The 25,108-nt window shown below is 34.3% G+C and carries 19 protein-coding genes and 1 pseudogene; 13 read left to right on the top strand and 7 right to left on the bottom strand.

Features of this window, described 5'->3' with window-relative positions; translation table 11 throughout:
- Positions 1–29: 29 nt before the first annotated feature.
- Together IPO86_13040 and IPO86_13035 are read right to left on the bottom strand one after the other, a co-directional pair.
- A complete protein-coding gene (locus IPO86_13040; GenBank protein MBK9729032.1) occupies positions 30–842 on the bottom strand; it encodes a hypothetical protein in 813 nt (270 codons plus the stop codon).
- 18 nt (positions 843–860) lie between these two features.
- The gene (locus IPO86_13035; GenBank protein MBK9729031.1) at positions 861–2,138 is read right to left on the bottom strand and encodes a T9SS type A sorting domain-containing protein; all 1,278 of its coding nucleotides are present in this window, start codon (positions 2,136–2,138) and stop codon (positions 861–863) included.
- Between the two features lie 460 nt (positions 2,139–2,598).
- Between IPO86_13035 and IPO86_13030 the strand changes: the two genes are divergently transcribed.
- Positions 2,599–3,354: a hypothetical protein gene (locus IPO86_13030; GenBank protein MBK9729030.1), complete on the top strand. Its 756-nt coding sequence runs from the start codon at positions 2,599–2,601 to the stop codon at positions 3,352–3,354.
- 150 nt (positions 3,355–3,504) lie between these two features.
- Here IPO86_13030 and IPO86_13025 read toward each other — a convergent pair whose 3' ends face one another.
- Both IPO86_13025 and recQ read right to left on the bottom strand, forming a co-directional pair.
- The gene (locus tag IPO86_13025) at positions 3,505–4,113 is read right to left on the bottom strand and encodes a hypothetical protein (GenBank protein ID MBK9729029.1); all 609 of its coding nucleotides are present in this window, start codon (positions 4,111–4,113) and stop codon (positions 3,505–3,507) included.
- Between the two features lie 95 nt (positions 4,114–4,208).
- Positions 4,209–6,569, bottom strand: coding sequence for a DNA helicase RecQ (recQ, locus tag IPO86_13020; GenBank protein MBK9729028.1), 2,361 nt, complete (start codon positions 6,567–6,569; stop codon positions 4,209–4,211).
- 143 nt (positions 6,570–6,712) lie between these two features.
- Between recQ and IPO86_13015 the strand changes: the two genes are divergently transcribed.
- The 4 genes from IPO86_13015 to IPO86_13000 all read left to right on the top strand — a co-directional run bounded on the left by IPO86_13015 (position 6,713) and on the right by IPO86_13000 (position 12,837).
- Positions 6,713–7,765, top strand: coding sequence for an NAD-dependent epimerase/dehydratase family protein (locus tag IPO86_13015; protein MBK9729027.1), 1,053 nt, complete (start codon positions 6,713–6,715; stop codon positions 7,763–7,765).
- Positions 7,744–8,955, top strand: a complete 1,212-nt coding sequence (locus IPO86_13010) for a glycosyltransferase (GenBank protein MBK9729026.1) — start codon at positions 7,744–7,746, stop codon at positions 8,953–8,955. Before IPO86_13015 ends, IPO86_13010 begins: the two co-directional genes overlap by 22 nt.
- Before the next feature lie 224 nt (positions 8,956–9,179).
- Positions 9,180–10,403 carry a TCR/Tet family MFS transporter gene (locus IPO86_13005; GenBank protein ID MBK9729025.1) on the top strand — a complete coding sequence of 408 codons (1,224 nt, stop codon included), beginning with the start codon at positions 9,180–9,182 and terminating at the stop codon, positions 10,401–10,403.
- Between the two features lie 13 nt (positions 10,404–10,416).
- Complete coding sequence (locus tag IPO86_13000; protein MBK9729024.1) at positions 10,417–12,837, top strand: hypothetical protein; 2,421 nt, start codon at positions 10,417–10,419, stop codon at positions 12,835–12,837.
- Between the two features lie 276 nt (positions 12,838–13,113).
- Here the strand turns inward: IPO86_13000 and IPO86_12995 are convergent, their stop codons facing one another.
- Entirely contained in the window at positions 13,114–14,637 is a 1,524-nt protein-coding gene (locus tag IPO86_12995; protein MBK9729023.1) for a hypothetical protein, read from the bottom strand.
- The gene (locus tag IPO86_12990; GenBank protein ID MBK9729022.1) at positions 14,624–15,172 is read right to left on the bottom strand and encodes an RNA polymerase sigma factor; all 549 of its coding nucleotides are present in this window, start codon (positions 15,170–15,172) and stop codon (positions 14,624–14,626) included. The genes IPO86_12995 and IPO86_12990 overlap by 14 nt, the downstream gene beginning before the upstream one ends.
- A gap of 202 nt (positions 15,173–15,374) precedes the next feature.
- Here IPO86_12990 and IPO86_12985 point away from each other — a divergent pair, with 202 nt between their 5' ends.
- Positions 15,375–15,590: a ferrous iron transport protein A gene (locus tag IPO86_12985; protein MBK9729021.1), complete on the top strand. Its 216-nt coding sequence runs from the start codon at positions 15,375–15,377 to the stop codon at positions 15,588–15,590.
- Entirely contained in the window at positions 15,574–17,658 is a 2,085-nt protein-coding gene (feoB, locus tag IPO86_12980) for a ferrous iron transport protein B (GenBank protein ID MBK9729020.1), read from the top strand. The genes IPO86_12985 and feoB overlap by 17 nt, the downstream gene beginning before the upstream one ends.
- Here feoB and IPO86_12975 read toward each other — a convergent pair.
- Positions 17,646–18,095 (bottom strand): hypothetical protein, encoded by a 450-nt coding sequence (locus IPO86_12975; GenBank protein MBK9729019.1) that lies wholly within the window; start codon positions 18,093–18,095, stop codon positions 17,646–17,648. The two genes, feoB and IPO86_12975, sit on opposite strands and share 13 nt — an antisense overlap.
- A 102-nt stretch (positions 18,096–18,197) precedes the next feature.
- Here IPO86_12975 and mnmE point away from each other — a divergent pair.
- The 6 genes and pseudogenes from mnmE (at position 18,198) to IPO86_12945 (ending at position 25,036) form a co-directional block, all read left to right on the top strand.
- Positions 18,198–19,575, top strand: a pseudogene (gene mnmE, locus IPO86_12970) (tRNA uridine-5-carboxymethylaminomethyl(34) synthesis GTPase MnmE).
- Between the two features lie 218 nt (positions 19,576–19,793).
- Positions 19,794–20,192 (top strand): helix-turn-helix domain-containing protein, encoded by a 399-nt coding sequence (locus IPO86_12965; GenBank protein MBK9729018.1) that lies wholly within the window; start codon positions 19,794–19,796, stop codon positions 20,190–20,192.
- 7 nt (positions 20,193–20,199) lie between these two features.
- Positions 20,200–21,306: a site-specific integrase gene (locus IPO86_12960; protein MBK9729017.1), complete on the top strand. Its 1,107-nt coding sequence runs from the start codon at positions 20,200–20,202 to the stop codon at positions 21,304–21,306.
- Positions 21,306–22,355, top strand: coding sequence for a hypothetical protein (locus tag IPO86_12955; protein MBK9729016.1), 1,050 nt, complete (start codon positions 21,306–21,308; stop codon positions 22,353–22,355). Before IPO86_12960 ends, IPO86_12955 begins: the two co-directional genes overlap by 1 nt.
- A 105-nt stretch (positions 22,356–22,460) precedes the next feature.
- Complete coding sequence (locus IPO86_12950; protein ID MBK9729015.1) at positions 22,461–22,763, top strand: helix-turn-helix domain-containing protein; 303 nt, start codon at positions 22,461–22,463, stop codon at positions 22,761–22,763.
- Between the two features lie 29 nt (positions 22,764–22,792).
- On the top strand, positions 22,793–25,036 hold the full coding sequence (locus tag IPO86_12945; protein ID MBK9729014.1) for a DUF3987 domain-containing protein: 2,244 nt from the start codon (positions 22,793–22,795) through the stop codon (positions 25,034–25,036).
- The last annotated feature ends 72 nt before the right edge of the window (positions 25,037–25,108 follow it).

Genomic DNA, 25,108 nt, shown 5'->3' with positions numbered 1-25,108 from the left:
AATTTTTAAAATTTTAAGTGAATTAATATTTATTTAAGTTGTAAAATGCTTATTTCGTCTCCCATCAAGCAAGGGATTTCTGATACTATTGAGTTGGAATTATTTAAAGTAAATGCTATCATAACTCCATTTCTATAGAGCATGATTTTATCGGGATTATCAATTTGCAAGGGTGTATTAAAAATTGTTTGCCCTGAATTTTGTACAATTTCATTGCGTTTGTGCATACCCAGAATGAAGCTGGTTGATGGCACCATTTTTAATCGGCCGTCTGTTTGATTAGCGACTATTATATTGTCGTTTGCTAAATTGCCTGTGTTAAAGCTATCTATGATTACCTGACCTTTTACATGCAAAGCGGCTAAAGGGGAGGTTGTACCAATACCCAGATTGCCATCTTCTGTAATACGCAAACGTTCTGTATTATTAGTTTTTAAAAGCAATGGTGCATTATCAGTGGTTCCTAAAAAGCTATTTGTGGAATCTGTTCCGGAATTTCCATTAAGACTCCAGTTGTTTGTTAAAGTTGCGGCGTTTACTTTTATCCATTTTAAGCCATCGCTATAATAAATACCAGGCGTAATATCATTTGTTGTTGAAATATTATAAACAAACATTCCGGGAACAAAGCTGCTTAAAGGGGTAGTGCTGGTTGTTGAGCTTAATGCGAGTCGGGGGAGCAGTAAACCTTTATTGACAGATTCAATTTCAAGAGCCGCATTTGGATCTAATGTCGAAGGATTGTTTCCTACTTTTATTTGTGCATGAAGTGTTGTACAATTGAAAACAATACTGCTCACAAATGCAATTTTTAAAATCTGGTTGAAGAATTTATATTTCAAATTTATATTTTTAAGGATCTATTGTCTAATAAATTTCTGAGTGCTGCCAATTTGTTTTCCGTTTTCGCTTAACACAATGATAAAATATACCGCAGCTGTCAATTCCTCGAGTTTAAGCGATATAAGGTTAATTCCACCATTCACCAGGATTGGTTGTGTTAAAATTCTTTGACCTAATGTGTTGAAGATTACTAAATCTGCATTTCCTCTATAGTATGTTTCAAATCTTAAATTTATTTTTTCATATGCCGAAACAGGATTCGGATATACAATCATATAATCTTTTTCGTTACAGTTATTTTGAATTAGTATTATTTTAGAATAGCTGGAAGTGCCATCTTTATTTATTATTTTTAAACGGTAGAAAACGATGCCTGATGGTTGTGATAGACTTATCTTGTAATTGTTGGTTCCATTCATTGATCCTGTAGCAATTAAGGTTGCAATAGAATGAAAATCAATGGCATCAAAACTTTGCTCCACAATAAAAGATTCCGTATTATTTTCTTCTAAGGTGCTCCATGTTATGATTGTATTGCAATTGATTGCAGTTGCAGCAAAATTTTCTAATTTTATAAAAAGTGATAATTCGATACTCCCAATTGCAATGGCAGTGATACCCATTTTCATCGTGCCGATTAAGCTGCTATTTTCAATGTTTCCATTTGCTGTTGCAGAATTGCTTAGATCTATCCAACTTGAACCATCCCAACCAACAAGACGTAAATTATTTTTTTCAGCAAATGAAGTCATATCGGGAATACTCGCAGTGATCGTAAGGCCTTCGCCAGTTCCGGTGGTTCCATTTCCTAAGTTTTCGAAAGCACCTACCTGCCAGTCCCATTGCCCGATAGTACTTACAGAAATAATTGGTGCAGAAACAAGCAAAACGGAATGTATTCCTTCGTTTGGTACTGTTGGATCTAAGGTGAAACTTGGGTTTCCAAGAATCCATGCTGTAGCATATGTTTCTGTTTTTGCAATTGGAGCTGAGATTTCTAATGTCCTCAAATCATTTCCACTCCCAACTGGAAATATAAAATTATTATTGCCATATTTTTTTATATAACCATCAATATTTGCAGTATCGCTACATCCTATAAAAGTTGCAGTATCAACCACACTGAAATATCCAGGTAATGCAATTCTTTCTGTACTCCATGCAATTCCATCAATTGCAGAAATATCTACAATGCTATAGTTTATAAGCTCTCCACCTGAAAATACCCGATTGCCTTGAGCACTTAAGGATAAATGCAATAGAAGTTGAAATACAATTGTCAAAACTGGTTTCATGAATGCAAATACTTTTTATATCATTAATTATTGCTATTGTATAAACAGTACTAATAGCATATAAGGGTTAATTATTCCAGCATTACAGTGCTAGTTTATGAACTGAATTAGAGTGAATTCTAACCATGTTGCAAAGATGCTTGCTATGTCTTTTAGCAAGCTTATACAAAATAGAATATTAGTTACAGATGTTCCACTTTAATTGGAATTAGTATCACGCATTCCTTCAGATTAATTGAAATGGTATTGATTTCAAATTTAAATTAATAAGATTAGTTTCTGCTTAAGTATGAAAGTTTAAAATACTTATTCTAAAATTTCTTAATCATTTGATACATTTAACTTAACATGGAGTATAAATTATTTTAAAAATTTGATTTAGTCTAAGCAATACATATTGATTGGAATTCATTTATAATAATTATATATAAAATTTCTATCTTTAATTAAAATTTTTCATATGTTAGCAACCACGATCTCTGAAGTTATTGACCAATTGGATGTTATTGTAAAATATTCTGTTCAGAATGGAGATAGGGCAGGTTATTTTGCTGCATTGTATAAAAAAGTAACGGTGGCCGTTTCAGAAAAGATTAAACTCAATTATTTTGACGACAATAAGCGAATGGAAATGCTTGATGTTATTTTTGCAAATCGATATTTGGAAGCTTATCAACAATATAAAAGCAATATATCCTGTTCGGCTTCCTGGCAACTTGCCTTTGATGAAACACATTCCTGGAAGCCTATGGTGATACACCATTTGATTGCTGGGATGAATGCACATATCGGACTGGATCTTGGTGTCGCTGCAGCTGCTATTGCTCCTGGCAATCAGATTCAAAATATACAAAATGATTTTAATAAGATAAATAGTATATTGAATGAGCTGATCCATGATGTTAAATCAGATTTATTTGATATGTGGCCACTTAGTAAATTCATCACAGAATTAAAAGTTGATCACCTGCAGAATACGATCGCCGGTTTTTCAATGTTGATCGCTCGCGATGCAGCGTGGAGTGTTGCAGTCGACATTGCTGCCATAGAGACAGATGCCGCAAGGGAATCGTATATTATTGAACGAGATAAGAAAGTTGCGACATTTGGAACAAAATTACAAAAGCCAGGATTTTATATTAGCACTTTGATGTATATATTCAGGTTTTTTGAATTTGGCACTATAGAAAGTAAGATAAAAAAATTGGATGACTAATTTTTGAGTGACTAACAAAGTAGCAGAAGTAAATATTAAATCAGGAATAATTAAGCTTATATATTTTTCAAAAATAATGTTCGTCGGTAATATCCTCAAAAATTGTGGATACCATTTTTAATAACTTTTAATATATTTTGAGAGAATCTTTTATAATCTTGCTTCCCTAAGGATTTCACTGTATTCTCTGGCAATATCAGCTATTTTATCAGCTTTATCCAGGCCGTTTATAATTTTACGTGCATTTACATAATCAGCGGTATTGTCGAAAAAGTAATTCGACAGTTTTTTTCCTGTAAACCAACCATCTGTCATTCCTTGCATTGCAATATGATATGCTAAGGCTGGATCTTTAGCGCGTTCTGGTTCATTTATAAGATCAACACCTGTAAGTTTTTTTGCTTTGGCATAATTCTTTCTGCCGGTTATTTGCACGTAACCGCGACCATGAAATAAAGCTCCATCACCGGGTTTTGTATTGCCTAGCATTTTTCCAACCCGGGTTTGTGGATTGTAAAGTTTATTAAAATATGCTTCACCACCTCGTTCGTCAATGGGTCTCATAGTATGTGCAGTTTCCCATTTGAAAGTAGCCATGCAATAAGCCAGCTTCCTTCGGTCGGTTTCAGAATCCGTAAACCTTACATCGCTTTTGATATGGTCAAATATAAAGCTAAAGGCTTCCACCAGATTGTTTGTTAAAGGCCCAAATCGGCTTACATAACCATCTAGTAATTTTTTTCGATTAAAGATTAGCATAAATTTGTTTTTATGTTTGTCCAAATAAATACGAATCTTAAAGATACGTCAATCTATTTTGATTCTAATGTCTTAAATAATAGACTTTGTGCTAATTAATGTTTATTTATTTTTTTAAATTGATTTTTCACAGAACCTGGATTGCGAAGTAAAATGGAGGATATCAAAGAAAGATCATTTGTTTTAGTACAGAGTTTAACAAATAAATCATTTTCCTCTTCACTCCAAAATTCATATGCACGGGGATGTGCTTTTCGGGTAGTGAGAATGTAATCATTATCTATGACATCATCTGGCCTGGAAATTGGAATTCCTTGTATAAGCTTTTTATAGGATTCGATTTCGGTTTCAGATAAATCATTTTTAATTGGATCATTAAAATAATTTATGGCTGATATTTCAGAGCTAGTGCCAACTTCTACCTGATTCCGTTTAAAGTAATTTTGAAGTATGGGACCGATGATTTTATAGTTTGTTTTGCCTTTTAGAATGCCATAAAAACTTAATTGCTTTAATGCATCTGGCATCAAGTCTCGTTCTGAACCAAGTAATGCCTTACCCAGGATTGTATGTGAAATGCGGACAGGATAATTTTTTAGTTCCTGAATATATTCATTGATTTTTTCATCCTGAATAAAAGCATCTAACTTGTTTTTTATTTCCTCACCAATTACTTTGGAATGCTCTTGTAGTATTTTTTCAAATCGATGGCCATATTTGCTATACTTAATATTTGACATACCGCTTATGACCATCATCTCTAATCGATTTGTAGGTAATAAATCTGCCATTTCCAATAAGGTACTGTCATGAAATATGATATAGGGTGGTAATCCTTCTTCGGTAGCAATTTTTTTGCGCAATTGCCTAAGCACTTCAAATATATTTGATTTCGGAATTTCCTTTTCTGTTGAAATATTTGACTTTTCACGAAATGATTTTGGCAATACACTTGTTAAATCAACCTTAAAATTGCCCATGACTACTTTTTTACCAAATTCGCTCACCTTCAAGGAAAATCCTTCATCATATGCCATTTCGAAAACACCTATTTGTAATAATTGAAGTATATAGGATTGCCATACATCAAATGAAAGTTCGCGACCAGCACCATGCGTTTTTAATTTGTCAAATCCTTTTTCTAAAATTTCGGCATTGAGAGAACCTCTTAAAATATCAACTAACATTTTAATACCAATAGATTCATTTGCACGGAGTAATGCGGAAATAGCCTTTTGTGCAATTAGGCTACCATCTATGTAGGTCGGTGGATTTTTACAAACATCACAGGAATTACAATTCTGCTCATAGTTTTCACCAAAGTAACTTAGCAATATTCTTCTTCTACATACCCGGGCTTCTGCAAACTGTTGCATCCGTTTGAGCTTTTCAAGATTGAGTTCTGCTTGTCCACTTTCCGCAGCAAATTTATTCAATAGGATGAGATCTTTTATGTTGTAATAGAGGATTGTTTTTGCAGGTGCTCCGTCCCGTCCAGCCCTTCCTATTTCCTGATAATATCCTTCAATATTTTTAGGTAAATTGTAATGGATGATCCAGCGGACATTTGATTTGTCTATGCCCATTCCAAATGCGATGGTGGCACAAATTATTTTTAAATCATCAAAAATAAAATTTTCCTGAACCTTAGAGCGATCAGCGCTTGTCATTCCAGCATGATAAAAAGCGGATGGAATTCCTTGGGCATTTAAAATGGAAGAAAGTGTTTCCGTTCCTTTTCTTGATAAGCAATAAATGATACCACTTTGATCTTTGTGTTCTTTTATAAAGGCAATAATCTCTTCATTTTTATCCCGTTCTTTAATATTACTTCTAACAGAAAGATGAAAATTTGCACGATCAAATGAAGAGACAAATAGTTGTGGGTCGTTTAATGCTAATTGAACAATGATATCTTTTCGGGTAGTTTTATCTGCAGTAGCAGTTAATGCAATGACAGGTATTTCAGGAAATTGGAGTCGAAGATTTTTTAATAGGGCATATTCAGGTCTAAAATCATGGCCCCATTGTGAAATGCAATGTGCTTCATCAATCGCAATTAATGAAATTGGAAGTCTTTTAAGCATACTTCCAGATAAAGATAAAGCCTTTTCAGGAGAGATGTAAAGCAATTTAATTTGATTTGCAAAACACCTTTCTGTAATTTCAAATTCTTCATTTGGCGAGAGACTACTATTGATAAATTCTGCGGTAACTCCATTTGCTTTTAAAGATTCTACCTGATCTTTCATTAAAGCAATTAATGGCGAAATGACTAAGGTGATTCCTTCTTTTAGCAGTGCAGGAATTTGAAAACAAATGGATTTACCACCTCCTGTTGGCATTAATACCAATACATCTTTGTTTGAAATTACGGCATCAATAATTTGTTCCTGGCCTGGTCTGAATTCAGAATAGCCAAAGTATTGCTTAAGCAATTGGTGTTTCTGTAGCATGTGTCTTATAGTGTTCGTGTTATATGGGTAAAATTACAAAAATTATTTTTTCATTTAATATTTATTAAAATATGTTTGTTTATTTTTAATTTTTATCTTTGTCCTTGAATGACATATGTTTACATATTAATTTTGTTTCTTATATGCCTAAATTACTTGTTACTGGATCGTCTGGATTAATTGGTTCTGAAGTGGTGCGTTATTTCGATCAAATGGCTTGGAATATAGTTGGTATTGATAATAATATGCGGGCTGATTTTTTTGGTCCCAAAGGGGATACCAGGTGGAACCAAAAACAACTTCAAGATTCTTGCAAGCATTTTAGGCATGTGGAATTAGACGTGAGAAATAGAGTAGAAGTCTTGCGAACTGTTGCAGAAATTAAACCAGATTTTATAGTTCATACTGCCGCACAACCTAGCCATGATTTAGCAGCTACCAGAGTTTTTGATGATTTTGATGTGAATGCAGGGGGCACTTTAAATCTGTTGGAAGCTTGTAGAATTTCTTGTCCGGAGTCACCTTTTGTTCATTTGTCTACGAATAAAGTCTATGGAGATGCTCCAAATTTATTGAGATTGAATGAATTGGAAACCCGGTGGGATTTTGCAGATGAAGAATATGTAAATGGTATTCCTGAATCATTCACCATAGACCAGTCAAAACATTCGCTTTTTGGAGCTTCTAAATTAGCTGCAGATATTTTAGTGCAAGAGTATGGCCGTTATTTTAATATGCCTACCTGTGCATTAAGAGGGGGTTGCCTTACAGGCCCAAATCATTCAGGGGTTGAGTTGCATGGTTTCTTAAGTTATTTGATAAAAGTAAACTTAACAGGAGCTGAATATACAATTTTTGGCTATCAGGGAAAGCAAGTACGAGATAATATTCACGCATTAGATGTGGTTCGCTTTATCGAGCAATTTTTTGCAAACCCAAGAGTTGGAGAAGTTTATAATATTGGTGGAGGAAGAAAAAATGCCTGCTCTATTTTAGAAGCCTTTGAAATCGTGTCTGCTATTTCTGGTAAGAAAATGAATTTCAAATACCAGGATAAAAATAGAGAAGGCGATCATATTTGTTATATTTCCGATTTGAGAAAAATGAAAGCGCACTATCCTTCCTGGAGTATTTCTAAATCTCTAGAAGATATAAATCAAGAGATCGTTTTATCATGGAAAAACAGAATGCATTGAACGTTCAGGAACCATCTAAAAAATTATGGTATATTTCCTGGATGATCCCACCTTCTCAAGGTGGTAGTTCTTATATCACCCATCAGCTTGCAAAAAATTTTGAATCACAAGAAATCGTAGTCCTTGGTGGTAGTAGAAAATTGTTTCAAGGATCAAAGTTTTATGATGGAGTATTGTATCATTATTTTTTTACAGAGTTAAACTGGAAAGGTCATGGAGATCGTTTTTTCTTTTTGCCACGATTATTAATATTTCCAATTTTTGTATTGAATCTATTTAAATTAGCAAAAACAGAAAAGCCTGTTGCAATCCTAACAAGTTTTCCAGATGCTTTTTTTTTATTTGCATCCTGGTTAGTTGCCAGATTTTTTAAAATTAAATTATTTTCATATTTTCATAATACATATGTAGATAATAGACATGGTTTTTCCAAATGGATCGCTGAAAAAATTCAAGCCAAAGTATTTAGTGATTCTAGTTTGATTTTTGTGATGAGTGATGGGATGAAGGATTATTATAAACTACAATATCCAGAGTATGCTCAGAAAATAGCAACACTTCCACACACATTTGATGTCTATCCTAAAGATCCTGAATCAAAGGTAAATTTTAAATCTGCTCCACCATTTAGATTGATTTTAATTGGAACCTTTAATAATTCAAATATAGAAGCTACCGGTCGATTGTTGAAACTCCTTTCAAAGAATCGAAATACCTATTTGGTTGATATTTTTACTTCGACGAATAAAAATATTTTAAAACTGAAATGGGGATTGGATCTTGATGCATTAGGCATAAATCACAGGGGTTTTGTAAAGCAAGAAAATGTAAATGCTTTATTTGAAAATTATGATGTTTGTTTGTTGACGCATGGATTTACCGGGGAATATACAGAGGTTGAATATCAAACGATCTTCCCAACCCGAACGATTCCACTGTTGCTCTCAGGCAAACCTATACTTGCACATTCTCCACTAAATTCTTTTCTGACAAATTTTATTCAAAAATTCGATTGCGCAGAATTGGTTACAGAACCTTCAGAATTATCGCTGCTAAATGGCTTGCTTCGCGTTACTGAAGATTCTGCGCGTAAACATCAATTGATTTTAAATGCAAAAGTAGCGGCTCATTCTTTTTACGGACCCACAGTTGCTAAAAATTTAAAGAAGTTACTTGGATTGGCAACCTGAATATCATTACTTTTTGAATGTAGCGCATTCCATATCTTGATTCCTCATGTTATAGTTTTTATTTAAATTCATTTTTATAATTTCTAAATCTAAGGCAGCATTAAATTGAAATTTACATTTGAATTATTTTTTGAGATCCGGTTATTCTAATTTTAAAAACCGATATTATGTTGCGGCATACTTCTAAATAATCTAAGTATCTTTGCAATCTTGTATGATGGATCATGAGTGAAGTGTCGCAAACTAGTAAAAGGGCTTTAACCTTTATCTTTTTAGCTGTTTTAATTGATATTATTGGTTTAGGAATCATTATTCCCGTGTTGCCTCAATTAATTCAAGAGTTGTCTGGTAAAGGTCTGAGCGAATCTAGTAAAATTGCAGGTTGGATGGGTTCATCCTTTTCACTTATGCTGTTCCTATTTGCACCAATAATGGGAGGCTTAAGTGATCGATACGGTCGAAGACCGGTATTATTGTTTTCATTATTTGGATTTGGCTTAGATTATTTGCTTCAAGGATTTGCACCTTCTATAGCTTGGTTATTTGTAGGACGGATTTTTGCTGGTATTACCGGATCTTCTTTTTCAGCCGCAGGTTCCTATATTGCAGATGTTAGTACTCCTGAGAAAAAAGCACAGAACTTCGGGTTGATCGGTGCAGCATTTGGTCTCGGATTTATTATTGGTCCAGCAATTGGTGCAATTTTAGGTAATTATGGACTTCGTGTGCCTTTTTTTGGCTCTGCTTTTTTAGCATTATGTAATTTATGTTTTGGATATTTTGTATTACCGGAATCTCTTAAAATCGAAAATCGAAGAAAATTTGATTTTAAAAGAGCAAATCCGATAGGTACATTAAAAGTATTATTTAGCTATCCCATTTTGAGAAGTTTTATTTTTACTTTATTTTTGGTATATATTGCACATTATGCATTACAAAGTACCTGGTCTTTTTATGGTATGGAAAAGTTTAAATGGGATGCTAAAATGATTGGCATATCACTATCTGTAGTTGGTTTAATGGCTGCTATTGTGCAAGGTGGATTGAGTCGGATTTTAATTCCAAGCTTAGGAAATAAGCGAGCCATTTTTTTAGGATTGTTCATTGCTATGCTTGGATATATGGCATTTGCCTTTGCACCTGCAAGCTGGGCTATGTTTGCAATTATAATACCTTTTTCATTTAGCGGATTAGCAGGTCCAGCGGTTCAAGGTTTGGTTTCTAATCAAGTTCCACAAAATGCACAAGGAGAATTGCAGGGAGGCATGATGGGCTTAATGAGTGTCACTGCGATTATTGGCCCTCTATTAATGACAAATCTTTTTAGTTTTTTTACAAATCATTCTAATCCGATATATTTTCCAGGAGCTCCTTTTTTTGTAGCGAGTATATTAGTATTGATTGGTATCCTTTTTATTTTGAAACCATTATCTAAAATTCATACATAATTTAAATTTCGATATGCGAAAATTATTATTTGTTTGCCTGATTCATTGTATTGGTAATTATTTGTTGGCGCAACCTGTAGATGATTTTATTCCTTGCCATCATGCTTTGCAACATTCTTTAAGTAGATCTAAACCTACCGCATTGGAGTTGGCTCAAATCGAAAATTCTAATAAAAGAAGCGATAGTATAGATATCTTAAATTATGCGATTGATATAGATATCAGTAATTATGTTGGAAAGTATATTAAAGCCATTACGACCGTTCAGTTTAAGACGAATTTAGATCAGATTCAATGGATCCAATTAGATCTTAAACAGCTACAAGTAGATTCCATATTTTTTCGGGGTAATAAAATTCAGTTTGATTATTCAAATGATATCATTACGGCTTATTTTGGACTGGGTTTATCTAAAGATACCCAGGATGAATTAATTGTATATTATCAAGGGATACCAAGTAGAGATCCTGTTTGGGGAGGTTTTTATTTTGTCGATGATTATATCTATAATTTGGGAATTGGATTGTCAACGACGCCACCAAATTTTGGAAAAGTCTGGTTTCCATGTTTTGATAATTTTGTTGAACGAAGTACGTTTGATTATTTCGTTACCACAAGTCCTGACAAAAGAGCTTATTGTGTTGGCACCTTTATTTCTGAGGAGCTTTTAGGCACTGGTAAAATCAAACGACATTATAAAATGAGTACGCCAATTACAACGTATTTGTCATCCATTGCTGCTGCAAATTATGCAGTTGCTAAAAGTGAACATCAAGGAATTAATGGAAAAATACCAATTGAATTAATTTCAAAACCTGCCGACCTCAATAAAATGGTAGGCCATTTTGGAAAAATTGGAACAGCAATAGATGCTTTTGAATATTGGTTTGGTCAATATCGATTTGAAAGAGTAGGATTCATAGCTACAACACAAGGGGCTATGGAACATCCAACAAATGTTGCCTATCCTATTAGTACAATTCAAAATGGGACCTTAATTCAAAATGAAAAATTATATGCACATGAATATGGTCATCATTGGTGGGGTGATATTACAACTATGGATGATGCAAAAGATATGTGGATAAAAGAAGGGAATGCGGAATATAGTAGTCATTTATTTATTGAAAAAGCTTATGGCAAAGAAGAATTTATTAAAACGGTTAAAGCCAATTTATCAAATATTATATTCAATGCGCATATAAATGATGGTGCTTATTTGGCTTTGTCGCCGATGCCTTATGAAAGAACGTACGGTACGCATACCTACCGTAAAGGGGCGGCTATGGTGCATAATATGAGAGCCTATTTAGGAGATGAACGTTATAGAAATGTTTGTACCATGATCTTTGATAGTTTGAATGGTAAATCGTTGGATGCTTATGAATTTCGTGATTTTTTAAATCGCAATAGTGGTGTGAATATGACATCTTACTTCGACGATTTTATTTTTAATCCGGGGTATTGTACTTTTTTTATAGACTCTTCTAAAGTTTATGATATGAATGGCCAGCATTATGCGTATGTACAATTTAAACAGAAAGCACATCATGCAGCACATTTATACACCGATGTACCAGTATCTATTACAATGTATGATAAAAATTTAGTTCGTTCGGTTATTAGGCAAAAGCTAAGTGGGGAATCTTCTTCAATGAATATCTTATTACCGCATGATTATACGCCTGTTGTCTTTATCGTAAACGAAAACCAGGATTTGAATTTAGCAAGTTTGCAAAGTAATGCAATACTTCGCAATACAGGCACACCGGATCTTCCATATACGGGAATGGTCTGTGACGTCAATATAATTACAGATAGTAATTATGTCAATATCGTACATCATTTGGTTGCGCCAGACGTCCAAGCAATGGAAGCAAATATTGATAAAATTTCAGGTAATCATTTTTGGCAAGTTAGTATGGTGCAACATGGTGAATTTGAAATGGATGCAAGAATTGAATATAATGGTATAGATTCATTAAGTATTGATCGGGATATTTTATACAAATCGGAGGATAGCCTTTTATTGGTTTACCGAAAAGATTGGTCTGAGCCTTGGAGAGAATATGATAATTATAATAAATTGATTGTAAATCCAACAGATAGAAAAGGATTTGTAAGAATTCCAAAATTAATTTCCGGCGATTATGCTTTAGCCCATGGATATCATATTTCAGTTGCGAATCGGGAAATTAATAAGGGAGATTTTATGTTGTTTCCAAATCCAGTAAATAATGCCTTACATATAAAAGGAGACGCTGTAGATAAATTAAAATCCTTAGAAATTATTGACCTTTCTGGTAAAACAGTAATGTCATGTCCTTTCCATGTTGAAGTGAATTTGACTTCTTTAAATGCAGGACATTATAGTCTTGTCGGATTAAACCATAGAGGAGAAGTTATCCTTCAAAATAGTTTTGTAAAAAATTAGAATCGAGTATTCTGAAGTAAAAACAAATTCAAGCTTTGGAATTCTTAGAAATATACCTTCAACAAGATTCTAAATCGTTGATAAATTGTAGCTGGCATATTGCATAAAGCAGCATAATGGAAGAAGTGAATATGCTTAAATTGTTTTAATTTTGGAAACCTTTGTAATGGTTTTACCAACTATTTTGGTGTATATACTAAATACTTTAAAATTTGATGGAAAAGCATAATAGCCATTTACGGACTTTATTTTATACCGTAATAAACGATAATAAGATTACAGTTTAATTGCAATTCCGGTATTGAAATTGGACGAGATAAATCGATCGCCATTAGGACCAAAACCAATTTCTCCTAACATTTTTGTTAATTCAAAATCAGTATAGATCTGCACAAATTTACTGAGACTATGTTGAAAGCGAAGTCCGATATTTAAATTTGCAAAAGAATTTGTTCCGAAATTTCCGCCATCCAGCAAGCCTTGATTTGAAATATCCCGGACTCTACTTGCTAATAATGATTGGTCATTTCCAAATGTTAAACTAAGATTATTTCTTCCGGATATATTTTTGAATGTATCCAGTTGAAAATTATTTTTTAATGAAGCAGAAATCGATAAGCCAGCTTTTATACCAATACTCCAGTTTCGGGATTGAATCAAGCTGCGGTGAAGCAATATGGGTAAGGAAATAAATTGAGCTTCTATTTTGCTAAATAAGATTTTATAATAACCAAATTCAAAACTTCCAAGCGTTTCTGATATATTTGGGCTATACGTTATTTTTTGATATACAATTCCACTTTCAATCATCCATTTATTAGATCGCACACTCATGCTGATTGCAGATTGAAAGCCAGGTTTTAATTGATATTGATAAGCAGCACCGTTATCAAAAAAAGATGGGGATTGAATAGTATTTAAGAGGAGACCAGAATGAACATTTAAATAGATAGATTTTCCATTTGAAGATTTTATAATTTTTTCTGGTGTTTCTATAGTTTGTGGAAGATCATTTAAATTATTTTCAACATTTTGAAATTCGACTGGTCCATTTAATATGATAATGGGTTCCAGATTTATGTTTTCCTGGTTTAAAGATGTTAGAGGGGAAACTTCATTCCCTGTGTTTCTGTCTGAAATATTGAGGCCGTTAACTTTTTCCTTTGATATCGTAGTTGGTGAAATCGTTTCAGTTGCAGAATTATATGTTGAAGCAACCGAATTTACGCCACTTTGAAGGATTGGTTTTTCAAGTTTTTTTGAGTGTTTGAATTCAACCGGACTTTGGTTTTTCTTTATTTTTTTACGATCAAAACCTTTATTTGCAGGGTGTGAATCATTATTTACAATACTAGAATTATCAACAGAAAAATCCTGTTGTTTTGATTTTGAAAGATAAACATTAGATTCAGTATGAAGCTTTTGATTTAAGGTAGTTGCGACCGCTGACTTTAAATTTGAAGTTTGATTGTGCGGTGGAAGGATGTTCGTAATGCCAACATTATCTAAAGTCCACAATAATAATAATACCAATATAGATTCTATGACACGAGCTTGAATAATTTTACGTTGTCTTTCTTGCTGGCGCATTCTTTTAGCCACAAACTGTTCCCATTGAATTTCTTTTGAATCTACGGATGCATTGTGAAGTGCTTGTTTGATTTTTTGATCAAAATCTAAATCAGATTCTGCTTCTTTTACTTTTTGTTGCATAAAACTCCAATCAGGGTCTTTTTGTACAGAAAAAGACGCAAGTTGCTCTTTAATTTTTTGATCGAAGGGATGTTCAGATTTTGCCATGTAATAATTCCTTTAGTTTCGTTCTCGCCTTTACCAGATTTGATCTGGACGTGCTTTCTGTAATGCCTAATGTATCTGCGATTTCTTTATGCGAATATCCTTCTATTGCAAACATGTTAAAAACGGATCGGTAAATCGGTGGTAATTTTTGGATCGCTTTCATGATTTCTTCAGCTGCCATGGAATCAATAGGATTGCCTTTTGAATATACAAGGGTCCGGGCATCATCCAGGTCAGAGGTTGTTCGTCGGGATTCTTTTCTATAAAAATCGATGGCAGTATTTACCATAACTCTTCGAATCCAGGCTTGTAAAAGAGAGCCCGGTTCGTAGGATTTGATATTCATAAAAACCTTTAAAAAGCCTTCATGCAAGATGTCAAATGCATCGTCAGAACTATTTGAATATCTCAAACAAACGGCCATCATATTTCTATAATTGTCTTCATAGATTTTTTGCTGAGCCCAAGCCTGCCGATCGATACATGCATGTATCAGTTCTTGTTCGGTGGGCTGTAAAGGGATTGCAATTTGCATATTAAATCTGCTCTATAAGTGAAACGTTTAATTTATTAAAACGCTGCTTTTCAAGTGTTAATTCCATCTAAAGTAATAAATTTTGGTGGATTTGTAAAATTAAATATATAAATATCTGACAATTAACTAATTATTTTTAAGATTTCTCCTAAAGACTAAACCTGCTCGGATTACATTTGTTGTAAATTTTAGAAAGTATACCGTGCAATCTTTTCAAATCATCAGCTTCAAAGATCCTGTATTAGCAGCTAGGTTAATTACTCTAGGGATTTACCCAGGTAAAACCTTGAAGATCATTCGCAAAGCCATGTTTGGAGGTGCCTATTATATAGAAGTTGATCAATGCCACTTTGCACTAAGGGAAAATGAAATTCAACAAATGGAATTAAGAGCTACGGAGAATGAGGTTGAAGAATAATAAGGTTGGTATTGTAGGGAATCCAAATAGTGGCAAAACAAGTATTTTTAATTTGCTTACTGGATTGCATCAAAAAGTTGGTAATTATCCTGGTGTAACCGTGGACTCCATGATGGGAAAAATAACCCATAAAGACGGAAGTGTAACGGAGTTAATTGATTTTCCTGGTGCCTACAGTTTGCATTCAAATACACATGATGAATTTGTACTCACCAAAGCATTAATTGATTTAAAAGACCCCCACCATCCAGATGCAATTATTTATGTAGCAGATATTTTATTGCTTGAAAAACAATTGTTGCTATTAACACAAATTATAGATCTTGAATTTCCTGTAATTGTTTGTCTTAGTAACTGCGATTTGGCAGAACAATCCTTGATTGATAAATGGACCTTAATCCTTGAACAAAAACTAAAATGTCCAATTATTCCAGTAAGTTCCAAATCACATCTTAATCTGAATATCTTAAAGGATCGGTTGCAAACAATTATACAATTTTCACATATCTACTTATCTAAGAAAAATTTATATACCATTCCAACGCAAGAAATTGAAAAATTGAAGGAGGATATTGGTTTTAAAAATAAATATCATCATTTGCTTTGGAAGCATTATGGGCATAAAATACAATCTTCACAAATTGAAGAATATTTTGGGAAAGAACATTCTTTGCGATTGCAGGTAGAAGAAACCATGGATCGATATGGATTAATTGATACGTGGGTATCTTCTGTAAAAATTAATTTAAAAGTTAAATCTAATGCGATCACAAATAAAATGGACCATTATTTAACGCAACCAATACTTGGCGTTAGTATTTTTATTTTTTTAATGTTCTTTATTTTTCAGGCTATTTTTTCATGGGCACAATATCCTATGGATTGGATCGAAACAGGATTTTCTTGGTTTCAACAATTTCTAGTAAATATTTTAGAGCCTGGTTGGTTTTCAGATTTAATTTTAAAAGGTTTAATTCCTGGTCTTCGAGGCGTATTAGTTTTTGTACCTCAAATCGCATTATTATTTTTCCTTATTGGCTGGATGGAGGAGTTGGGGTATATGGCTCGAGTAGTTTATTTGTTTGATCATTTACTTAAGAAAGTAGGTTTGAATGGTCGGTCATTAATTGGATTAATCAGTGGCGGTGCCTGTGCAATACCTGCCATCATGTCTACCAGAAATATCAACAATCATCGGGATCGCCTGGTCACGATGTTTGTCATTCCTTTAATTCCTTGTTCCGCAAGAATTCCTGTATATACTGCACTCATTGGGTTTGTGGTACCTTATAAAGAACTATTCGGCATCTTTAATAGCCAGGGAATTGCATTTATGGCATTATATTCCTTAGGTATTTTAATGGCCTTGTTTACGGCAATGATTGTAAGTTATTTTATCAAATCAGATGAATTGAGTTTACTCGCATTGCAGCTTCCAGATTATCGAGTCCCGCAAATGCGTCAAGTGATTACTGTAGTATTTGATAAAGTAAAAACTTTTGTATTGCAAGCAGGAAAAATCATTTTACTTATCAGCTTAATATTATGGTTTATGTCCAGTTTTTCATGGAGTGGAGAAATGGAAAGGGTAGAAGCAAAGGTTTTCATGGAAGCCTCTCATAAATCTTTAGATTCTGTTGAAACACTTTCATTAATGGAAGCTGAAAAACTTGAAAATTCATTTGCCGGGAAGATTGGAAAATTTATTGAACCTGTGGTAATACCACTGGGCTTTGATTGGAAAATTGCAATTGCTTTACTTACCTCCTTTGCGGCAAGAGAAGTATTTGTAGGTACCATGTCTACAATTTATAGCCTGGGATCTAATGATAGTGAAATTTTATTGCGAGATCGAATGGCTCTTGAAAAAAGACCAGATGGCAGTTTGTTTTTTGATAGAAAAACTTCTATTTCTTTAATTCTATTTTATGCATTTGCAATGCAATGTATGAGCACATTTGCTGTGATGTGGAGAGAAACTAAAACAAAACGCTGGCCTATAATTCAATTTATCTATATGGGAATCTTAGCTTATGTTGCTTCCTGGATAGCTTATCATTGGTTTTGATTTGTAGCTGGAGTAGCATTTGTATCAAAGGTTGGTTCTACTTTATAAACCATATATTCAGTATCTCCTCGAATTGAAATTTTTAAATATTTCTGTTTATAATGAAGGGTTACTTTTTGTCCTGATTGGGAGGCTTTTTCAACTTGATCAGCAACCTTTCCATTGATTACTGAAAAATACCAGGTATTATCAGATGGTTGACCGTTTTTAGCTGCACTCCCAAAAAAACCAAAATTTAATTCACCTTCATAGGTTTTAAAAATATATCCTTTATGACTTACTTTCGTGACAAAACCAGTCCGGGTTCCTTCACTATAATTAGCGAATAGAATGAAAGCAAGAAATGATAATCCTAAAATCAAGACAATCCAGATGGTAATTTTTGTCCATTTCCACCATTTTTTTCCAACTTCCTTAACCGTTTCGATTGTTCCCATAAATTTGCTTTTGCTGCGAAAATAATTAAATTAGACCGTTTGGTCAAGCATTTCAATACATAAACATAGATTTGCATAAATTAATTCCGAAATACCTATAAATTGGATACAAACACTATCGTTGCTATAGCTACACCACCAGGATTTGGGGCATTAGGAGTGATTCGAATTTCCGGAATTGAAAGTATTGCAATTGCAACTAAACTATTTGATGGTAAAAAGCTTCAGGAACAATCCGGACAAACACTTCATTTTGGTAGGATTCGCAATATGAAGGGGGGAGCTTTTAGATGAAGTTTTAGTATCTGTATTTCGGACACCGCATTCATATACAGGAGAAGATGTAATTGAAATTTCTTGTCATGGATCACCTTTTATATTGCAAGAAATTCTTCAAACGCTAGTAGATGCGGGCGCAAAATTGGCAAAACCTGGAGAATTTACATTGCGTGCATTTTTAAATGGGAAGTTAGATTTGTCACAAGCAGAAGCAGTTGCAGATTTAATTGCTTCAGAATCAAAAGCAGCTCATGATATTGCATTGAATCAATTGAAAGGAGGGATAAAAAATCAAATTCAATTATTGCGTTTAGAGTTATTGAATTTTATTAGTTTAATTGAGTTGGAATTAGATTTTGGGGAAGAAGATGTGCAGTTTGCGGATCGATCCAAATTACGGAATTTACTTAAAGAGATATTGTTTGAAATTCAGAAGTTGAATGGCAGTTTTCATTTAGGAAATGCTGTCAAGAATGGAATTATAACGGTCATAGCTGGCAGACCAAATGCAGGAAAATCTACCTTATTAAATGCTTTATTAAATGAGGAACGCGCTATAGTTTCAGAAATAGCGGGTACAACAAGAGATACGATTGAAGAGAAACTCAATATTCAGGGTGTTTTATTTCGTTTGATAGATACAGCAGGAATTCGGGAGGCGCAAGATCAAATTGAAGCTCTGGGTGTGCAGCGCACGATGGAAAAAATTGCAGAATCATCTGTTTTAATTTATGTTTTTGACGTTATCAAAACTTCTAAAATTGAATTGCATCGGGATCTTCAATCTTTAATTAAACCAGGCCAGCCTTTTCTTGTTTTAGCAAATAAAATGGATTTAAATCCGACAATAGATTATGAAACTTTTACGGATATAAATTTGGATAAAGAAAACATCATTCCATGTTCTGCAAAGAATGCTATGAATATTGAATATTTGAAAAGTCGATTATATCAAGTTGCCATTGGAAATCAGTCTATAAGTACAGATTTAATTGTGGTGAATGCAAGACATCAGGGTGCATTAAATAAAGCAGCACAAAATCTTCAGGAAGCAATTTCAGGTATTGAAACGAATTTGCAAACAGATCTTTTGGCGCAATCTATTCGACAAGCATTATATAATTTATCCGAAATTAGTGGAGAAATTACAAACGATGAAATTTTAGGAAATATATTCGGTAAGTTCTGTATCGGAAAGTAATTTACTTTCTTTTGTTTGTTAAGTGCCTGTTTTTGTTGAGTTTCAGTACACTTTTCTTTCTCTTTTTTGTTGCCCAACTCTACTTTTTTACTTATATTTGTTGCCCAGTTGTTGCCCAATTGGCTATTTTGTTGCCCACATATCAGTTTGATGGAAGTCAGGCGAAATAATGCACCAAGTAGCACCACCCAGCAACATACTGCAACAAGTAGCAACAAATGAGTAGTACAATTAAACTTCCTAAATTCTGTAATCATTGTGGTAAGGCTTTTATAGCCCAAAAGACCACAACGAAGTATTGTGGCCATAAGTGCAACAGTGCAGCCTACAAGAAAACCAAACGAGAAGAAAAAGTAAACGCAGAATTTAAGAACCAACAAAGCAAAATTGTTTCCCCTTCTCCAGTAGTTGCTACTGAAACCCTATCCAATCCGATAGCAGGTAATCACACTAATTTAAGAGAGAAAGAATTTTTAAGCATACTGGAAGTTGCTACCCTATTGGGTGCAAGCAGATGGACCATTCAACGGATGATAAAAAGTAATCGTTTGCCAGTGGCAAAGCTGGGCAGTCGCACCATCATCAAAAGGGCTTCAATTGATAATTTATTTAACTGATAAGAAAATGAAAGTAACATTAAGACAACGGCTCAAAGGCGATAAAATAAGCCTTTATTTAGAGTACTACTCCAATGGCAAACGCCAATACGAGTATTTGAATTTGTACCTAACACCCGACCCCGAAAAAGGGAAGCTCACTAATGCAGTAAAAGAGGAGAATAAAAAGATATTGGCATTGGCTGAAACCATCCGCAGTAAAAGGCATTTGGAGATACAAAACAGCACTTATGATTTCCACGATAAGGAGAAGCTAAAAACGTACTTCATTATGTATATGGAGGCATTGGCTGAAAAGAGAAAAGACAGCAAAGGGAATTATGGCAATTGGGATAGCACCATCAAGCACTTGAAAAAGTATTGCCCAAGAGATATACAATTTAACCAAATCAATAAAGCCTTTGTTGATGGCTTCAGGGATTACCTATTGAAAGAAGCCAGTACCAAAACCAAAAAGGCAATTTCAACCAATACCAAATACAGCTACTTCAATAAGTTCAGAGCAGCACTCAAACAAGCTGTGAGGGATGGCATACTAAAAACCAACCCTGCCGAAATGGTAGAAGGCTTGCCACAAGGCGAACCAGTAAGAGAGTTTTTAACACTTGATGAATTAAAGACCTTAGCCAAAACCGAATGTAAAAACGAGTTGATGAAAAGGGCTTTTATTTTTGCTTGTCTGACTGGGTTACGTTTCAGCGATATTCAGAAATTGAAATGGAGTGAAATGCAACAATCAACAGAGTTAGGGCATTACATCCGTTTCGTACAGCAAAAAACAAAAGGATCTGAAACATTGCCCATATCTGATGAAGCCTACAATTTATTAGGAGAAAAAGGAAAGCCAACCGACCCGGTGTTTCCTGATTTGATTTACTCCGATAGTCGCAATGCTGATTTGTATAGATGGATGATAAAAGCAGGTATTGAAAAGCACATCACTTTCCACTGTGCAAGGCACACATACGCCACATTGCAGCTTACTTTAGGTACTGATATTTTCACAGTATCAAAGTTGCTTGGACACAGGCATTTAAAAACAACACAGATTTATGCTAATGTAATTGATGAAAAGAAAACAGTAGCAGCTAACAAAATAAATATTGGCTTATAATGGAAATAAAAATATTGAATAGCATTTTGTTCAAAGAACTTATGCCCTGGACTTTTGATGCCAAAGGCACAAAAGCCATCAACGAGAAAATAAAAAAGGTAGGCAGTAAAGAACCCACTACAGAAGCCGAGTTGGTGCAACAGCTTCAAATATTGTTGGCTGATTATTCCGACCTCTCCAAATGGCTTACAAAGCAAAATACAAAGGGTACAAGCACTTTGAAAAACCATTGCTACGCAATAGATTTTCCAGCTTACAGCGATGCAGTAAGCAAGTTTTATAATGCAGTTATCAGCCTTGAAACACTTCGTGTTTACAATGCTTTTAATGCCAAGATGCAGAAGTACAGCAAAAAGGTGGATATAGTGTATCATACCACCATTGCATTAAAGAACATCAAAGCACTTACAGTAAACACAGTTAAGGAGATTAAGGAAAGAGGATTTGAGGAAGCACCTACCGAGCAAAGCACCTTACCTCATTTTGTATTGCAGTTGTTAAGGCAGCACCTTACTATTTTATTTTTTGATATACAGGAATTGAGCAAAGACAGTATTGATAGCCCCACCAGTATTGAAGATTTTTATTTGTTGGATTTGAATTTACCAAAGGCATTAATACAAGAGTTGAAACCATTAACCCCTGCGGATATTGATTTCAAAGGACAAGAGGTATTAAACTTTGGCTTTAAAGATGATTTTGAAAAGTTGAAATCAGTAGTAAATCAATTGTGCCACCAAGTAGAATTTTTGAATGAAGATGTTACCAGTGCAGATGAATTGTTGAAAGTATTAATATCAAAAAGCATATTGCCCAATTCTGTGAAAATCCAAATCAATTGCGAAACCAAGAACTTTAGATACATCGTCAATAAATTCAAACCTTACTTTCATAATCTCACTTTAGCCAATATTGAAAAATCGCAATTGTTCTATTCTAAAATCGACAATCTAATTACTGCAAATAATCTTTCAGCAAGTAATAATAAGAACGCAGTTGAGCCGAAAGAAAAAGCAACTATTGATAAAATCTTCAAACAAATGCAATAAAAAACATTAAGATTATTATGAATAGTGATTAAGGGAATAACCCCTTAACCTTTGCCCCTACTGCATTGTAGAGTTTTGTTCCATCAATTTAAAAAATATAAAAAGATGGCAACAGAAAATTTAATTCTCGACAAGCTCACAGAAATTGCAAACAAATTAGATGAGCAAAACTTACTGCAAAAAACAGTATTAAACTTCAACGAGGCTTGCACATTCCTTGATGTAAGTCCTTCACATTTGTACAAACTTACAAGTACAAAGAGTATTCCCCATTTCTGTCCCCAGGGAAAGAAACTCTATTTCAAGCGTTCCGAGTTAGACGACTGGTTGCAGCGTAACCGTCAATCATCTACTGATGAAATTGATGCTATGGCTACCGAGTACATACTCAAGAACAAACGCAAATAGAATTTTTTAACCGATAAGAAAGAAAAGAAATGGCATCAAGTACCATATTTAAAAACTTTACTGTCCCGGTAGAAAAAAAATCTCTACTGCTGATAGGTAAAGACATTATTTCCGACAAGTACAAAACGGAAGTAGAAGAAATCCGCAATCTCATTGCACAAGGCAATAAGGAGGCAGCTAATGAAAAAAAGAAACAGTTATTAGCTTTTACGCCTTCGGCTGTATTCAGCGAAAAAAGGCAAATGCCTTTTCTTGAAATGTACAGTGGCTTTGTGCATTTAGATTTTGACAAACTAACACAGGAAGAGTTGCAAACTGCGTTTGCAATCATTAGTAAAATCTCCTACACATCACTTTGCTTCATCAGTCCAAGTGGCAACGGCTTAAAAGTATTTGTTGAGGTAAGCACCGAACTGGAACACCACGACATTGCTTATTTGCAAGTGCAGAAGTACTATGAAGATGCCACAGGATTAAAGGCAGACCCAAGCTGCAAAGATGTTACAAGGCTTTGTTTTATGAGCCACGACCCCAACGCATACCGAACCATCCAAAACGAGAAATTCATTGTGGCTTTGCCCCAATTCATTCAAGTACAACAATCGCAAACGCCTACGGCTATTGCTCCAGTTGTTCCAATAGAAACGGCAGAACCCGAAGACCTCAACATTACATTTTTATTCAATCAACAAATTCAATTCACAAACCAAAAAGCATCATACACCGATGGAAACAGAAATAATTATATTTATCTGCTTGCTTCTAATTGCAACAGAGTTGGTTTATCGCAATCCGATACTGAAATACTATGTACACAGCATTTTGATTTATCTGAAAGAGAAATTAAGACTGCCGTAAATAGTGCCTATTCACACCACACTCAAGAACACAAAAAATTTGAACCAAAGCAAAAAGCAACGGATCAAGAGGAAGCAAAGCCCGAAGAACAAATGCCTACTTTGCCCGATGCAGTGTTTGAAACAATACCAGAGTTTTTAAAACACATTACAGGAGTAGCCACCACCAAAGAAGAAAGGGATATTTTATTGTTAGGCTCATTGGTTACGTTAAGTGTGGCATTTCCTAAACTCATTGGTAAGTATGGCGATAATCCAGTAAATACAAACTTGTTCATTTTCATTTCTGCCAAAGCATCAGCAGGGAAAGGCATTTTAATTCATTGCCGAAAATTGGTTGAACCCATACACTTAGCACTAAGAAACCAAGCCAAGATAATGAAGCAACAGTTTGAGGTGGATATGCAAGAGTACAACGCAAACAAGGGTAAAGATGCCAACACCGAAAAGCCACAGAAACCACCTCAAAAAATGTTGTTCATTCCTGCCAATAACAGTGCAACTGGCTTTTTAGAAATATTGGGCGATAGCGACAAAAGAGGGCTTATTTTTGAAACAGAGGGTGATACCCTTGCCAAAGCATTTAAAAGCGATTACGGAGACTTTAGCGATGGTTTTCGCAATGCTTTTCAACACGAACCTATCTCATACTATCGCAGAACAGACAAGGAATATGTTGAAATTGACAGACCTTGTTTATCAGCTTTACTTTCAGGTACACCCAAGCAAATTACAACCCTCATTCCCAATGCTGAAAATGGTTTATTCAGCCGTTTTATGTTCTATGTAATGAATATGAAATTGATTTGGAAAGATGTATTTGCCTCTAAAACAGAAAACGGTTTAGATGTGCATTTTGAAAAGCTGGGCAATGAGTTTTTCAGTTTGTACCAAACTTTACAAGCCAACCCCGATGTACACTTTTCTTTGACCCCATCACAGCAATTGCAATTCAATCAATTCTTTGAGAAAATGCAAACCCTGTATGTCAATATCCAAGAAGAAGAGATTATCAGTTCAGTAAGGCGTTTGGGCTTAATTGCCTACCGTATAATGATGATTTTTTCAGCACTCCGAATTATGGAAGATGGAAACATAGAACAGACCATTTATTGTAACGATACCGACTTTCAAAATACGTTGGATATGATTACTATATTGGTAAAGCACAGCAGTTATGTGTATTCTCAAATAGCCCAGGAAACATACAAGCCAAAACCAAAGCACAAGAAAGAGCAGTTTTTAGAAAACCTGCCTTACCACTTCAACCGCCAAACCTATGTAGCCACAGCCCTAAGTTTGGGCATTACCGACAAGTCAGCACAGCGTTACATCAAGGAGTTTAAAGATGCTGATATTATCCAGTACGATGGTCACGACCAGTACACCAACCCCAACGCCAAAAATCCTCAATAGTTCTACTTTGAGGATTTAAGGATATGAGGAAGCGTAGTCCGCTTTTCCTTAAATCCTCATTTCCCCATTTGC

Source organism: Saprospiraceae bacterium (assembly GCA_016717265.1).
GTDB lineage: Bacteria > Bacteroidota > Bacteroidia > Chitinophagales > Saprospiraceae > Vicinibacter.
The sequence above is the reverse complement of the archived record's forward strand: the minus strand, read 5'-3'. Positions and strand labels throughout refer to the sequence as shown.